The organism is Kribbella antibiotica (assembly GCF_004349055.1).
GTDB classification, from domain to species: Bacteria; Actinomycetota; Actinomycetes; order Propionibacteriales; family Kribbellaceae; genus Kribbella; species Kribbella antibiotica.
In genome coordinates, this window is the sequence record NZ_SMKX01000042.1 from 41,996 (window position 1) to 56,207 (window position 14,212).

11 protein-coding genes are annotated in these 14,212 nt (G+C 67.0%); 1 reads left to right on the forward strand and 10 read right to left on the reverse strand.

Annotated elements, in window-relative coordinates; all coding sequences use genetic code 11:
- Positions 1–77 precede the first annotated feature (77 nt).
- The gene (locus E1263_RS16995; RefSeq protein WP_132168414.1) at positions 78–821 is read right to left on the reverse strand and encodes a GntR family transcriptional regulator; all 744 of its coding nucleotides are present in this window, start codon (positions 819–821) and stop codon (positions 78–80) included.
- Positions 822–1,068: 247 nt separating this feature from the next.
- Between E1263_RS16995 and E1263_RS17000 the strand changes: the two genes are divergently transcribed.
- Complete coding sequence (locus tag E1263_RS17000; protein WP_132168416.1) at positions 1,069–2,070, forward strand: Gfo/Idh/MocA family protein; 1,002 nt, start codon at positions 1,069–1,071, stop codon at positions 2,068–2,070.
- On the opposite strand, the gene E1263_RS17005 is transcribed toward E1263_RS17000, so the two are convergent.
- From E1263_RS17005 to E1263_RS17045, 9 genes are all read right to left on the reverse strand, one after another.
- Positions 2,063–4,096, reverse strand: a complete 2,034-nt coding sequence (locus tag E1263_RS17005) for a family 43 glycosylhydrolase (protein WP_132168418.1) — start codon at positions 4,094–4,096, stop codon at positions 2,063–2,065. The genes E1263_RS17000 and E1263_RS17005 overlap by 8 nt on opposite strands.
- A 97-nt stretch (positions 4,097–4,193) precedes the next feature.
- Positions 4,194–5,696, reverse strand: a complete 1,503-nt coding sequence (locus E1263_RS17010; protein ID WP_132168420.1) for a CoA-acylating methylmalonate-semialdehyde dehydrogenase — start codon at positions 5,694–5,696, stop codon at positions 4,194–4,196.
- A gap of 36 nt (positions 5,697–5,732) precedes the next feature.
- Positions 5,733–6,752 carry a Gfo/Idh/MocA family protein gene (locus tag E1263_RS17015; RefSeq protein ID WP_132168422.1) on the reverse strand — a complete coding sequence of 340 codons (1,020 nt, stop codon included), beginning with the start codon at positions 6,750–6,752 and terminating at the stop codon, positions 5,733–5,735.
- Positions 6,752–7,618, reverse strand: a complete 867-nt coding sequence (locus tag E1263_RS17020; protein ID WP_132168424.1) for an ATP-binding cassette domain-containing protein — start codon at positions 7,616–7,618, stop codon at positions 6,752–6,754. The genes E1263_RS17015 and E1263_RS17020 overlap by 1 nt, the downstream gene beginning before the upstream one ends.
- On the reverse strand, positions 7,615–8,661 hold the full coding sequence (locus E1263_RS17025) for an ABC transporter permease (RefSeq protein WP_132168426.1): 1,047 nt from the start codon (positions 8,659–8,661) through the stop codon (positions 7,615–7,617). Before E1263_RS17025 ends, E1263_RS17020 begins: the two co-directional genes overlap by 4 nt.
- A gap of 9 nt (positions 8,662–8,670) precedes the next feature.
- Positions 8,671–9,666 (reverse strand): substrate-binding domain-containing protein, encoded by a 996-nt coding sequence (locus E1263_RS17030; protein ID WP_132168428.1) that lies wholly within the window; start codon positions 9,664–9,666, stop codon positions 8,671–8,673.
- 132 nt (positions 9,667–9,798) lie between these two features.
- Positions 9,799–11,709: a 3D-(3,5/4)-trihydroxycyclohexane-1,2-dione acylhydrolase (decyclizing) gene (iolD, locus tag E1263_RS17035; protein ID WP_132168429.1), complete on the reverse strand. Its 1,911-nt coding sequence runs from the start codon at positions 11,707–11,709 to the stop codon at positions 9,799–9,801.
- The gene (gene iolB, locus E1263_RS17040; protein ID WP_132168431.1) at positions 11,706–12,599 is read right to left on the reverse strand and encodes a 5-deoxy-glucuronate isomerase; all 894 of its coding nucleotides are present in this window, start codon (positions 12,597–12,599) and stop codon (positions 11,706–11,708) included. Before iolB ends, iolD begins: the two co-directional genes overlap by 4 nt.
- Complete coding sequence (locus tag E1263_RS17045; RefSeq protein WP_238161294.1) at positions 12,596–13,480, reverse strand: Cgl0159 family (beta/alpha)8-fold protein; 885 nt, start codon at positions 13,478–13,480, stop codon at positions 12,596–12,598. Before E1263_RS17045 ends, iolB begins: the two co-directional genes overlap by 4 nt.
- Positions 13,481–14,212 lie beyond the last annotated feature (732 nt).

Here is a 14,212-nt window from a genome sequence, read left to right on the forward strand (position 1 = left end):
CCATGCCAAAGGCTCACCGAGCGTATCCGCGCCGCATCAGCCGGTCCACAAAGTTGCACGTTGTTGCAAGGTGCAGGTCAGCGGTGGATCAGGGTGTGTTCGAAGGAGTAGCGGCTGGCGCGGTAGAGGTGGGAGCCGAACTCGACCGGCTGGCCGTGGTCGTCGTAGGTGATCCGGGTCGTGGCCAGCAGCGGGTGCCCGGGCTCCTCAGCCAGCAGCCGAGCCTGCTCCGGAGACGCCGGTACGGCGGAAATGGTCTGGTGGGCCACTTTCAGCCGCACGCCCTCTGCGCGCAGCAACTGGTAGAGCCCTCGCTCGGCCAGAGTCGTCGGATCGGTCTGCAGGAGGTCCGGCGGGAGCCAGTTGCGCATCAGCGCCAGCGGCTCACCATCTGCTCGACGCAGTCGCTCCAGGCGGAGTACACGGTCGCCAACCTCACACTGCAGCGCAGTAGCGACATCCGCGGTGGCCGGCGCGATTCCGAGCCGCAGCACCTCGGTCTCCGGCTTACGGTGCGCTGCGGCCAGGTCGTCGTACAGGCTGGTGAGCTCGAGGGAACGGCGCACCTGGCCGGAGTTGCCGACCACCTGCGTCCCGACACCGCGCTTGCGGACCAGCAGTCCCTGGTCGACCAGGCGGGCGATCGCCTGCCGCACCGTGGGCCGGCTCAGCCCGTACGCCTCCGCAAGGTCCACCTCGTTGCTCAGCCGCGACCCGACCGGGAGTTCTCCCCCCTGGATCGCTGCCTCGAGCTGCTGTGCCAGCTGCACATGCAACGGTGTTCGACTGCTCCGATCAACCTGGACCTGCACGGTACTCATGGGCACATCCTGAGGGTTCCACCCTGATCAGTCGACCCACCACGGTGATTTGATCAGATCCCTGCCGATCACCCAATGTTCAACTATCGCGACACACGGCGATATGAACGCAGAGTGAACGTGCCCGTTTTCGGGTCCGGATGGCGGTCCGGGGATATCTGTCCGAGCGTTCGTAGGCGAGGATGACGCCTTCTGGATCACCACCGGCCCACTCGGGGGCTGTGTTGGCTATTGGCAGAGGAGATGTATGGAACCGCTGCGTATTGGGATCCTTGGTGCGGCCCGGATCGCGGGCCGCGCGATCGCTGAACCGGCCCGGCTGACCGGTGCCCGGCTGGTCGCCGTCGCTGCCCGGGACCGCGACCGCGCCGTTGCCTTCGCGGCGGAACACGGGGTCGAGCGCGTCCATGCGTCGTACGACGATGTGCTCGCCGACCCTGAGGTCGAGGTGATCTACAACCCGCTGGCGAACGCGCTGCACGGCCCGTGGAACCTCAAAGCCATTGCCGCAGGCAAGCACGTGCTGACGGAGAAGCCGTCGGCCAGCAACGCCATCGAGGCAGCGTCGGTGCGCGACGCTGCCGCGGAGCGCGGTGTGGCCGTCATGGAGGGCTTCCACTACCTCTTCCACCCAGTGACTCGGCGGCTGCACGAGTTGCTCGCCAAGGGCGAGCTGGGTGAGCTCCAGCACGTAGAGACCACCATGGTGATGCCTCCGCCTGCTGAGGATGACCCCCGCTGGTCCCTGGCGCTTGCAGGCGGCGCTCTGATGGATGTCGGCTGCTACGCCCTCCACGCCCAGCGCTCCGTAGCCCCCTGGGCCGGCGGCGCACCCCGTCTGGTCAGTGCCCGCGCCGGCGAGCGCAAGCGCGTCCCCGGCGTCGATGAGTGGCTGAACGCCGACCTGGAGTTCCCCAATGGCGCAACGGGAGCGGTGCGCACCAGCATGGGCGCCGAGACCCTCGACTTCAGCATGAAGATCATCGGCAGCCGCGGCGAGGCCTTCGCTCCCAGCTTCGTCCTTCCCCACAACGACGACCGCGTCATCGTCACCACCAAAGAGGATCACTGGGTCGAACACCTCGGCCGCAAGTCGTCGTACGCGTATCAACTGGAGGCCTTCGCGGCCCACCTGCGCACCGGCGCACCGCTCCTCACAGACGCCGATGACGCGGTGATCACCATGCAACTCATCGACGAGGCCTACGTCGCAGCAGGCCTGTCACCACGTCCTACGCTCGCTAGTTGACCCGCAGGTCTCTGGACGACTCAGCGCGCCAGGTGGCGCCGCTGTTGTCGCTGTAGAGGGCTGTTCCGGCTGCGTACGGGTTGGCGTCGTTGTAGGCGAGGCCGTAGCAGCCAGAGGTCGCAGTGCTCTTCACGACTACGGCGAACCGCTCGCCCTGGGCGTTGACCGGCAGGGTGATGCGGGACGGCGACCAGCTCACCTCAGACGGCTGTACGACGCGGCTGGCGACCACCTCGCCGGGGAGTCCGGCTGAGGTGAGTCGGGTGACTTCCAGCGTGAGGGGTGCGTTGGGGTGGCCGGACTGGAAGGTTGTGTAGCTGACGGACTTGAGCGCGCCGGTGAGGGTTTGGGCGCGGGCGATAGAGCCGGCGATGTCGCAGTAGGTGTGGAAGCCCTCGTCCCCAGTTGAGACGGCGCGACGCTTGGGCACGGTCAGGTCGTAACGCTTGCCGCACTCCAGGGGTTCTATGGAGCCGTCCGCGCGGAAGCGCAGGGGTTCCCAGTGGTGCTTGGCCAGGGCTTCGTTGGCGGCGCCGCTGTTCCACAGGTCGCTTTGGTAGAGGTAGGTGCCACCCGGGAGAGCAGCTACATCGGCTGGCTGGCCACCGCAGGAGTTGGTGCTGATCTTCTCGCCGCGCGGTGTGGTCGGCGGGGTGGCCCAGGCCGACAGGTCGCCGCTGAAATCGTCGGCAAGCAGTACGGCGCCATCCGGCGCAGTCACCCGCACATCGTCGAACAGCGCACCCTCACCGTCGTTCTCGCGGAAACCAATCCGGCCGGTCGGGTAGGTCGTATCAGTCGTGGTGTCGACCAGTACGCCGTCCACCCAGGTGCGAATCGTGGAGCCGCTGACCTGCGTGCGGACCTGATACGACTGACCGCTCACGATCGGCATCGGGGTCTTCACAGTCTCCAGCCGCTGGATCGAGCCATCGCGATACACGACCTTTGTCAGGTTGCCACCCTCAGCACCTGGATGCGGGTAGTTGCCGAGCAGCCACACATAGCCGGTGGTGGTGCTTGTGGCGCGGAAGGTCCAGCCAGCCTGTCCATAGCTACCGGTCTGGACTGGCGTCGCGCGGAACGATAGGTCGTAGTCCTGCCAGCCGGCACCCGTCTTGCTCAGGCCGACTCCTCCCCCGTTGACCGCCAGCGCCTGGTTCTGCAGTCGCCAGGGCGCGTCCGCGGTGCTGCCCTGCCACGGACCGAGAGGACTCGTCGCCCGGAAGTACGACGTACCGGTGGTGCAGTAGCCGCAGTTCGGGTCGGAAAGGGTCAGGTAGTAGCTGCCGTCGCGTTTGAACATCGACGGCGCTTCGGTGGACCGCACCCCGAGCCGCACATGCTGCCCGGTACCAGTCCGGTACGACGCGTCGAGCTTCTCCACGATGATGTCGCCACCGGCACGCCAGTCCGTGTACGCCAAGTACGCCGTACCGTCGTCGTCGCGGAACAGGTCATGGTCACCGTTGTTCACGCCCGGCGGAATATCGTTGTTGACGGCAAGCTTCGGCACCGCCTGCTCGGTGAACGGCCCGGTCGGGCTCGAAGCGGTGAAGACGTGATAGCCGACACCCACGTCGTACGAGTTGATCCAGAGCACGTACTTGCCGGTGGCCGCGTTGTGGAGAACGTGCGGGCGATAACACCCGTACGTCGAACCGTTGCAGCGCTGCTGCCAAGCCGCGGTGGTTCCGTCAAAGAGGAAGCCGTCGTCGGTCCAGTTCCGCAGATCGGTCGAGCTGTACGACTTGAACCCGCAGAACGGGGTGCCCGGTCGGTTCCACTCGTAGCCGCAGCCGTAGCTCGTCCCGTAGAGGTAGTAGCGCGAACCGAACTTCTGAATCTCGCCGTCATGAGCGTCCACGGCGTCACCGCCGGGGACGAACCGAACGGTCGGACCGCTCGCATCCCCGTTGATGATCGTGGTGGTTCCGCCGGGCCGAGCCGAAGCGGCGCTCGGCAGGGCACCCGCAGCGAGCACGCCGATGACTGCCACCAGGGCGAAGATCCGTCGTCGATTCACCCGACCGACGGTGGGCCCCGTGGCGTGCTGGGGTCAACGTCCCTGACCGGCATCGGCCAGGGACGTGTTTGGCTACCGAATCAGTCGCCGGTCGGGCTCAGTCTCCAGTAGGGAAGCCTAGGTTGATCCCACCGTGGCTCGGGTCGAGCCAGCGCGAGGTGACGACCTTGGTGCGGGTGAAGAAGTGCACCCCGTCCATCCCATGCGCGTGGGTGTCGCCGAACAGCGAGTTCTTCCAGCCGCCGAACGAGTAGTAGGCCATCGGAACCGGGATCGGGACGTTGATCCCGACCATGCCGACCTCGACCTCGTTCTGGAACCGGCGGGCCGCCCCACCGTCGTTGGTGAAGATCGCCGTGCCGTTGCCGTACGGGTTCGAGTTCACCAGCTCGAGCGCTGCGTCGTACGACGGGAGCCGGAGCACCGACAGCACCGGGCCGAAGATCTCGTCGGTGTAGATCGACATCTCCGGAGTCACCTTGTCGAACAGGGTCGGACCAAGCCAGAAGCCGTCGGAACCACCGTCGAACTCACCGGCGCGACCGTCGACCACCAGCTCCGCCCCCTCCTCGACACCGGCCGCCACGTACCCGGAGACCTTGTCGCGGTGCAGGCCGGTCACCAGCGGACCCATGTCGGCGGCGCGCGTGCCGTCGCCGGTCTTGAGCTTCGCCATCCGCTCGGTGATCTTCGCGATCAGCTCGTCGGCGATCGGCTCGACCGCAACCAGCGCCGAGATCGCCATACAGCGCTCGCCGGCCGAGCCGAAGCCGGCGTTCACCGCGGCGTCGGCGGCCAGGTCGAGATCCGCGTCGGGCAGCACGATCATGTGGTTCTTCGCGCCGCCGAGGGCCTGCACCCGCTTGCCGTTCTTGGTGCCGTTCTCGTAGACATACTTGGCGATCGGCGTCGAACCGACGAACGAGACCGACTTGATGTCCGGGTGCTCGAGCAGCCGGTCGACGGCCTCCTTGTCACCGTGCAGCACGTTCACGACGCCGTCCGGCAGACCGGCCTCTTTCCAGAGCTCGGCCATCGCGTTCGCCGCCGACGGGTCCTTCTCGGACGGCTTGATCACCACGCTGTTGCCGCAGGCGACCGCGAGCGGCACGAACCACATCGGCACCATGGCCGGGAAGTTGAACGGCGAGATGACCGCGCTGACGCCGAGCGGCTGGCGGATCGAGTACACGTCGACCTTGGTCGAGACGCCCTCGCTGAAGCCGCCCTTGAGCAGATGCGGGATGCCACACGCGAACTCGACCACCTCAAGACCGCGGGTGACCTCGCCCAGGGCGTCGGACAGCACCTTGCCGTGCTCGGCCGTGATGAGCGCAGCGATCTCTTCCTTGCGCTCGTTCACCAGCTGGCGGTACGCGAACAGGACCTGGGTGCGCTTGGTCAGCGAGGTCTGCGCCCACGCCTTCGACGCATCGTGGGCGACCTTCACCACCTCGTCGACGGTCGCGGCCGAGGCCAGGTCGAGCTCGCCGCTGACCTCGCCGGTGGCCGGGTTGTAGACCTTGCTGGTCCGCTCGGCGACACCGGTCCACGAGCTGCCGCCGACCAGATGGGTGATGCGCTTGATCTCAGTACTCACAACGATTCCTTTCAAGCTTCAGCTTGGGCTTCGGCCTCAGCCGAGGACTGCCTGACGGTCGGCAAGGTCGACGGTGACGGGCCGGCCGGTGCTCAGCGAAGCGACCCCGGCCTCACAGACAGCAGCTGCGGCATAGCCGTCCCACGCGCTCGGGCCGTCGATCTCACCGCGGCCCACGGCCTCGACCCAGCGCTGCACCTCGATGTCGTACGCCCGGTCGAACCGGATCCGGAAGTCGGCCGGCATCGCACCACCCCAGTGTCCGGCAGCGCGCGTGAGCACGCCCGAGCCGAGACCGATGGTCGCGCTCCCGCGCTCCGCGACGGCTTCACAACGCACTTCGTAACCGACCTGGAAGTTCACGAACACCTCGACGTCGGCCATCGAACCGTTCGCCATCTCGAACACCGCGAACTGCGGATCGAGCACGCCCTCCGGTACGGCGCTGGTCGGCTTCGGCGCATGCACCGTGATGGTGCTGATCTCGGAGTCGAGCAACCAGCGCGCGACGTCGACCTCGTGCACCATCGAGTCCCGCACGATCATCTCGCTGCGGAACCCCGGGCCGTTGGCCTTGTTGCGGTGCACGTTGTGCAGCAACAGTGGCCGGCCGAGCTCCCCTGAGTCGAGCAGCTCCTTGAGAGCGGCGTACTCAGGATCGAAACGACGCATGAAGCCGACCTGGATGAGCTGCTTGCCGAGCTTGTGCTCGGCCTCGACGACCTGCAGCGAAGACGCCGCATCCATCGTCAACGGCTTCTCGCACAGCACCGGTTTGCCGTGCTCCAGGCAGGCGAACAACTGGTCGGCGTGTGCGAACCCCGGTGACGCAAGGATCACCGCATCCACGTCCCGCGCGCCGATCAGCGCCAGCGGATCCGCGACCACCTGCACGGGGCCGGCCGCCGACAAGCGGGTGGCCAGCTCCTCGGCGCGGGCGGTGTCGGGGTCCGACACCGCCACCAGCCGGGCACCGGAGATGTGCCGCACGATCCGCTCGGCGTGGTCGGCGCCCATCGCGCCCACCCCGACGATGCCGATCCGCAGATCGCTCATTACTGCTCCTTCTCCTGTACGACGTCCTGTTTCGGCTTCTGCACCGCGTCCGGGGCGAGGTCGCGGAGCTCGTGGGTGAGCGCCTCCAGCTCGGACCCACCGGCCATCTCGGTGGTCAGCTGCTCCAGCGTGATGTCGGCCCGGTGCGTGTCGAGCGCGACCCGGCCGAGCTTGAGCACCACGAAGTGGTTGCCCACCAGATAGGCGTGATGCGGGTTGTGGGTGATGAAGATGACGCCGATCCCGGCGTCGCGGGCCTTCACGACGTACTTGAGGACCACACCGGACTGGTTGACGCCCAGTGCCGCGGTCGGCTCGTCCAGGATCAGCACCTTGGCGCCGAAGTGGATGGCGCGCGCGATCGCGACACACTGCTTCTGACCGCCCGACAGCTTGCCGACCGGCTGTTCCAGGTTCGGGATCGAGATCCCCATCTTGGTCAGTTCCTGCTGCGCGATCCGCTTCATCGCGCGCTCGTCGAGCCGACCGAGCGGGCCCTTGGTGAGCTCGTTACCGAGGAAGAAGTTGCGCCATACCGACATCAGTGGGGCGAGCGCGAGGTCCTGGTAGACGGTCGCGATCCCACTGTCCAGCGACTCCCGCGGGGAGGAGAAGTGCCGTTCCTCGCCGTTCACCGACATCGTGCCGGTGGTGTAGTCGTGGAGACCGGCGATGATCTTGATCAGCGTCGACTTGCCGGCGCCGTTGTCGCCGAGCACACAGGTGATCTCACCCTGGCGCACCGACAGCGAAACCCCTCGCAACGCGTGGACGTTGCCGTAGCTCTTACCGACGTCCTCGAGGTGGACGATCGGGGTCGTCGGGCTGTTGGCAGCCTCGGACGCGAAGCTCTCCGTCGTGGTCATCGTGCCTCCGCCCGGTTCTTCACCATCAGGTTGACGATCGTGGCCAGCAGCAACATCGTCCCGAGGAACGCCTTGAACCAGTCCGGATTCCAGCCGGCGTACACGACGCCGAGCTGCACCATGCCGAAGATCAAGGCACCGACCGCGCCCCCGACCACCGAGCCGTAGCCACCGGTGAGCAGGCAGCCGCCGACCACCGCGGCGATGATGAAGACGAACTCCTTGCCGACACCTTCGCCGGACTGCACCACGCCGTTCTGCACGAACAGCAGCTGCATCCCGGCGAACCAGGCAAAGAACCCGACCGCCATGAAGAGGCCGATCTTCACCTTCTTCACCGGCACGCCGACCGCACGGGCCGCCGCGGCGTCACCGCCGACCGCGAAGATCCAGTTACCGATCTGCGTCTTCAGCAGCACCCAGGCGGCGATCGCGACGAACAGGATCCACCACAGGATGATGATCTTGATCGTCACCCCGCCGAGGTGGATCTCCGATGCGAAGATCCATTGCGCGGTGCGGAATCCGTCCATGTCGCTGATCGAGTTCGAGGCGACGGCACCCGAGGTCAAGCGGGTGACGGCGATGTTCAGTCCCTGCAGGATGAAGAAGGTGCCCAGCGTCACCAGGAAGCTGGGCAAACCGGTCCGCATCAGGAGCCAGCCGTTGAACGCACCGACCGCCAGCGAGACGACCAGCGCCAGCAGGATGCCGACCCAGACGTTCACGCTGAGCTGATAGGCGAACAGGCCGGCGGTCAGGCCGGAGGTCGTCACCGCGACTCCGGCCGACAGGTCGAACTCGCCGCCGATCATCAGCAGCGCGACCGGCACCGCCATCACTCCGACCAACGCGGCTTGGTACAAGATCGTGCCGGTGTTGTTGATGTCGCGGAACGGCGGCGCCGCGATCAGGAAGAACACCAGGATGACCGCTGCGCCGACCAGCGATCCGATCTCGGGCCGGCTGAGCAGCCGCGCCCCGACCGACCGGGCCGCGACCCGGTCGTCGGCCGTGGTGGGTGAAGTGATGCTCGATGCCATAGCGCTACCTCAGCGGGTCCCGGCCGCGGCGTACTTGGCGACGGCCTCGATGTTCGTCTTGTCGATGAAGGCCGGGCCGGTCAGGGTGGCCTCGCCACCGCCGATGGTGTCGCCGTTGGTCTTGTTCAGCCAGATCGCGTCCACCGCGAGGTAGCCCTGCAGGTACGGCTGCTGGTCGACGGCGAACTGGACGGAGCCGTCCTGGACGGCCTTGGCCATCTCCTTGCTCATGTCGAAGCTGCCGATCTTGGCTGCGGAACCGGCGGTCTTGGCTGCCTTCGCCGCGGTCAGTGCGATCCCGGCGTTCAGCGCGACCACGTAGTCGGCCGTCTTGTCCTGCTGCAGCTTCGCGGTCAGCGTCGCCTCGGTCCCCGGCTGGTCGGTGCCGTTGACGTTGACGTTCTCGACGTTGCCGAACTTGTCCTTGATGCCCTGGCAGCGGCCCTCGAGGCTGACGTTGCCCTGCTCGTGGATGACGCAGAGGACCTTCTTCGCGCCGAGTTGCTTGAGCTTCTCGCCGGTCGCCTCGCCGGCAATCTTCTCGTCCTGGCCGAAGTACCCGATCGCGCCGGTCGACTTCCAGGTGTCCAGACCACCGTTCAGGATCGTCACCGGGATACCGGCGGCGATGGCCTTCTTGACGTTCGGGATCACCGCGTCAGGCTTGTTCAGCGTGACGGCGATCCCGTCGACCTTGGCGTCGATCGCGGTCTGCACCAGGTTGGCCTGAGCGGCGCCGTCGGGGTCGGAGGAGTACTGCAGTTCGATGTTGTCCTTCTGGGCGGCCGCCTCGGCACCCCGCCGGACGATGTCCCAGAAGGTGTCACCGGGCCCCGAGTGGGTGATCAGTGCGACCTTCATCCGCGGCGTGTTCGCGACGTTGCCACTGCCGCCGCTCGTCTTCTGCTCCTCCTGTTTGCCCCCGGAGGAACTGCACGCGGCGAGCGCCGCGACGAGCACGAACGCCGCGCCCGCGGCCACTGCCTTCTTGTGCCACCGAACCATGACTCCAACCAGCCTTTCAGATGTTCCGCGGTCGACCCGCGGAGAGTTGCGTTGGGACCAGCGAGTTTCACACTCTGCTGGCCATCACACCGATACGCCACCCCCGTGGGATCTCAGATCGGCCGCGATGTGTCAGTTGCCTTCAACCGGTGCCAGGTAAGTGTGCTGAGCCTTCTTGCTCTCCTCGTACGCCGCAGCGGCGGCCTGTGTCGACTGCAGCTCGGAGACCTCGCTCACCGGCACGTCCCACCAGGCCTCGCTGTCCGGCGCACCGATCAGCGGGTCGGTGGTGACGTGGATCGCGATCGGTCCGGTCGCCGCCTTCGCGGTGTGGATCGCCTTCTCCAGCTCGTCCCGGCTGTGCACGTCGAGCACCTCGATCCCGAAGCTGCGCACATTCGCCGCGAGATCGACCGGAACGTAGCCGCCGTCGAGGCGGCCGTCACTACTGCGCTTGCGATACGACGTCCCGAACCGTTGCGAACCGAGTGATTCCGACAGCGCGCCGATCGAGGCGAAGCCGTGGTTCTGCACCAGGACCACGATGATCTTGAGGTCTTCCTGGACCGCGGTGGCCAGCTCGCTCGACATCATCAGATACGACCCGTCGCCGACCATGACGAAGACATCGCGCTCGGGCGCACCGAGGCGAACACCCAGACCACCGGCGATCTCGTAACCCATGCAGGAGAAGCCATATTCGACGTGGTATCCCTTCGGGTCGCGAGTCCGCCAGAGTTTGTGCAGGTCGCCCGGCATCGAACCGGCTGCACACACGACTACATCAGATGGCGCCGACAATTCGTTGACGGCACCGAGAACCTGGCCCTGGGTGAGCACGCCTTCGGCCAGCTTCCCGGTCACCTCGGCCGGGGGGTTGTAATGTGCCGAGACAGTTCCGTCCCAGTTCCTTGTGAGTTCCGTGGCCTTGGCTGTGTACTTGGTGTCCACGGACCAGTCACCGAGCGCGGAGCCCAAGGAAACAAGGGCCTCCCGTGCATCCGCGACGAGAGGAAGGCCGGCATGTTTACCACTGTCGAAGCGCGCCACGTTGATGTTCAGGAACCGCACGGCCGGGTTGGCGAAGGCGGTCCGGGAGGCGGTGGTGAAGTCGCTGTAGCGTGTGCCGATCCCGATCACCAGGTCGGCTTCGCGGGCCAGCGCGTTCGCTGCCGTCGTGCCGGTCGAGCCGACCGCACCCATCGACTGCGGGTGATCGTAGGTCAGCGATCCCTTACCTGCCTGGGTTTCTGCCACCGGGATTCCGGTCGCCTCGGCGAAGGCGCGCAGCGCGTCCTCGGCGCCGGAGTAGTGCACGCCGCCACCAGCGACGATCAGCGGCCGCTGCGCGGACCGTAGGAGATCTACCGCCTTGTCGACAATTGATGCTTCCGGCAACGGGCGCGCGACGTACCAGGTGCGCTCGGCGAAGAGCTCCTCCGGCCAGTCGTAGGCCTCGGCCTGGACATCCTGCGGCAGGGCGAGTGTCACCGCGCCGGTCTCGACCGGATCGGTGAGCACGCGCATCGCGTTCATTAGTGCCGACGGCAACTGCTCGGGTCGCCAGACGCGATCGAAGTACTTGGAGACCGGGCGGAAGGCATCGTTGACGGAGACGTCACCGGCGCCAAAGCTCTCCAGCTCCTGCAGCACGGGGGTCGCCACCCGGGTTGCGAACACATCCGAAGGGAGGATCAGGACCGGGAGCCGATTGATCGTCGCGAGGGCCGCGCCGGTCACCATGTTGGTCGAGCCCGGACCCACGCTCGCCGTGCAGGCGTAGGTCTGCAGCCGATCCCGGGTGCGAGCAAACGCAGTTGCCGTGTGCACCATGGCCTGCTCGTTGCGGGACAGGATGTAGGGCAGCGCCGTCGGGTCCTCGAGCTCGGCCTGCAGCAGTGCCTGGCCGATGCCGGCAACGTTCCCGTGCCCGAAGATGCCCAGAGTGCCGGCGATCAGCCGCTGCCGAACGCCGTCGCGCTCCGAGTACTGGACGCTCAGGAATCGCACCAGCGCCTGCGCGACCGTGAGACGCACCGTCATGACTCTTCTCCTCCGAAAGGCAGCCGTGGATCAATCTGCTGGTTCGCCCACAGCTCGCGAACCCAACCGTGCTGGGGATCGTCGGTGATCAGCCACTCGCGCTCCACGCCCGGGCCGGCCATCACGTTCAGGTAGTACATGTCATAGCCAGGAGGCGCCATCGCAGGACCATGCCACCCATGAGGCACCAGGACCAGATCGCCGTTGCGGACCTCGGCAAGCACGTCGATCGGCCGGTCCTCCGTGCCGTAGACCCGCTGATAACCGATCGGGTCGTTGCCCTTGGCACCTAGTGGGGCGGCGTCGGAGAGCTGGAGCTCGAAGTAGTAGATCTCCTCGAGGACGCTTTCCTTGCCAGGCTTGTGCTCGTCGTGCTTGTGCGGCGGGTACGACGACCAGTTCCCGGCCGGGGTCAGCACCTCACAGGCGATGATCGAGTCGGCGTCGAGGACACCCGGCGTGCCGAAGTTGCGGACCTGACGGGAGGAGACACCCGCACCGCGGAGTTCGGACTCGACCTGCTCGGTGCCGATCCGGCGGAACGGATAGTCGTTCGCGGCCTTCGCGTGCGGGAAAGCGATGCGTGCTCCCCCGGCGCTCTGGACCGCGACGGTGGTTCCGCGCGGGACATAGGCGAGGTCGGTCGGTCCGGCGAAGACGTCGGCCCGGCCGCCGAGCGGGATCGTTTCGCCATCGACAACGACCTCGGCTGATCCGCTGAGCGGAAGCACGAGGTATTCGCAGTCGTTGGTGTCGAACTCGACCGATTGCCCGGGGCGGAGCGTGGCGACGTACAGACCGCTGTACTCCCAGTCCTTGTCGCCGGGGGTCACGGCCACGTCGAAGCCATCGCGTGCGGTGCTACCGGCCGGCTTGAACCACTCCGTCATGCGACGCCCCCGTGAACCAGCGAAGCCGCCTGGTCGACCGCATACGCGACGTTGCCATCGGGTGGGAAGAGCAGCGCTCGTCCGACAACCAGACCTCGAGCGGAAGGGAGAGATAGTGCTTTACCCCAGCGTGCATAGGTTTCTTCGGGCGCGACCGTCGGGTCGCCGCCGAGGAGGAGCGTCGGCAAAGTGGTCGCATCCATGACGCGGTCCAGGTTGTCGACGACCGGGAGCTTGAGCCACGTGTAGGCGCTGGTGGCACCGAGACCGGCGGCGATGTGGACGGACTTGATCACCGAGTCGGCATCGAGAACGTTCGTGACGCGGCCTTCTTTACGGGTCGACCAGAACGGTTCGACCATCGCCATCAGCTTGTGCTCGGCAAGCTCGGTGACGGCCTTCGCGCTGGCCTCCAGCGTGGCCACCGTGCCGGGATCGGCGAGGTCGATCCGGGTCAGCATCTTACCGCCGTCGAGCCGGCGCGACGCGAGATCCGCGGCCGAACCGTAAGCAGTGAAGCGATCGTCGAGCTCGAAGGAGGAGCCTTGCAGACCACCACGGTTCATCGAACCGATGACGACCTTGCCCTCAAGGGCGCCGAGCAACAGGAGATCTTCGAGGATGTCAGGAGTCGCCAGGACGCCGTCAACGCCGGGGCGCTCAAGCGCTGTCACGAGCCGCTCGATCAACCCGGGCCTGCTGCCCATGGCGAACTGGTCATCACGAACGCCGAGCGCGCCCCGAGCCGGGTGATCAGCCGCGACAATCAGCAGTCGCCCGTCCGCACCCACCAACTCGCGAGTCCGCCGACGCTGCCAAGCCTCAGCAATCCGCTCCGGCTGCCGCACGCGGATCTCCGTCAACTCGTTCAACCGAGCCAGGAGATCGTCGCGCCCGGCGCGGTCCGAGGCTGCCTCGGACCGCCCAGCCGGCTCCGCAGCCGGACGGGGCCGCCCACCTTCCGTCGCCGGATGCCAAGAATCCACCGCAGGCACCACTGGCGCGGCACCAGTCGGGTCACCAACCGGTACGGCGCCCTGTGGGTCACCAGCGCTCGCAGTAACCTTCACGTCGTCCGCGCCGGGGTAAGCAACACCAGGCGCAGCCGCCACCACACTTGGCGGTGGGGGTGATGCCGGGGCAGCATCAGCAGCGGACTGCGGTGAGTGCGGCTGAGGCGTCGGTACCACCGCGGTCGGATCATCAGCACTCGCGTGCACGCCAGACTCAGTGGTCGGGACGACGGTGGTTGGGTCGTCGGCGCCCACGTACGTGGAGCCGGCGGCGTTCGCCGGGACGATCATGGTCGGGTCGTTGGCGGCGACCACCATCGTCGGCTCACCGGCCTGGTGCGACGGGACCACGGTGGTCGGGTCATTGGCGCCGGGTTGTTCGACTCGCGCGACGATCGTGGGGTCGTTCGGCATGCCTGCCTGCCGCCGAGCCCGGGCCGCTTGCACCGACTGCACCGCCGTCGGATCCGTCGAACTCACCGCACCCGTCGGCGCAGAGGGACGCCGCTGCACCACGGTGGGATCGGTCGGACTCACCTCGCCCGCCTGCACGCCGTTCGGCTGGGCGGGGGTGGGGGCCGCGGGGCGACGCTGGACGAC

Bases quoted from the DNA above. Each gene is read 5' to 3' on its own strand.
- E1263_RS16995 (WP_132168414.1), bottom strand. From the start codon at position 821: ATGAGTACCGTGCAGGTCCAGGTTGATCGGAGCAGTCGAACACCGTTG.
- E1263_RS17000 (WP_132168416.1), top strand. From the start codon at position 1,069: ATGGAACCGCTGCGTATTGGGATCCTTGGTGCGGCCCGGATCGCGGGC.
- E1263_RS17015 (WP_132168422.1), bottom strand. From the start codon at position 6,752: ATGAGCGATCTGCGGATCGGCATCGTCGGGGTGGGCGCGATGGGCGCC.
- E1263_RS17020 (WP_132168424.1), bottom strand. From the start codon at position 7,618: ATGACCACGACGGAGAGCTTCGCGTCCGAGGCTGCCAACAGCCCGACG.
- E1263_RS17025 (WP_132168426.1), bottom strand. From the start codon at position 8,661: ATGGCATCGAGCATCACTTCACCCACCACGGCCGACGACCGGGTCGCG.
- E1263_RS17030 (WP_132168428.1), bottom strand. From the start codon at position 9,666: ATGGTTCGGTGGCACAAGAAGGCAGTGGCCGCGGGCGCGGCGTTCGTG.
- iolD (WP_132168429.1), bottom strand. From the start codon at position 11,709: ATGACGGTGCGTCTCACGGTCGCGCAGGCGCTGGTGCGATTCCTGAGC.
- iolB (WP_132168431.1), bottom strand. From the start codon at position 12,599: ATGACGGAGTGGTTCAAGCCGGCCGGTAGCACCGCACGCGATGGCTTC.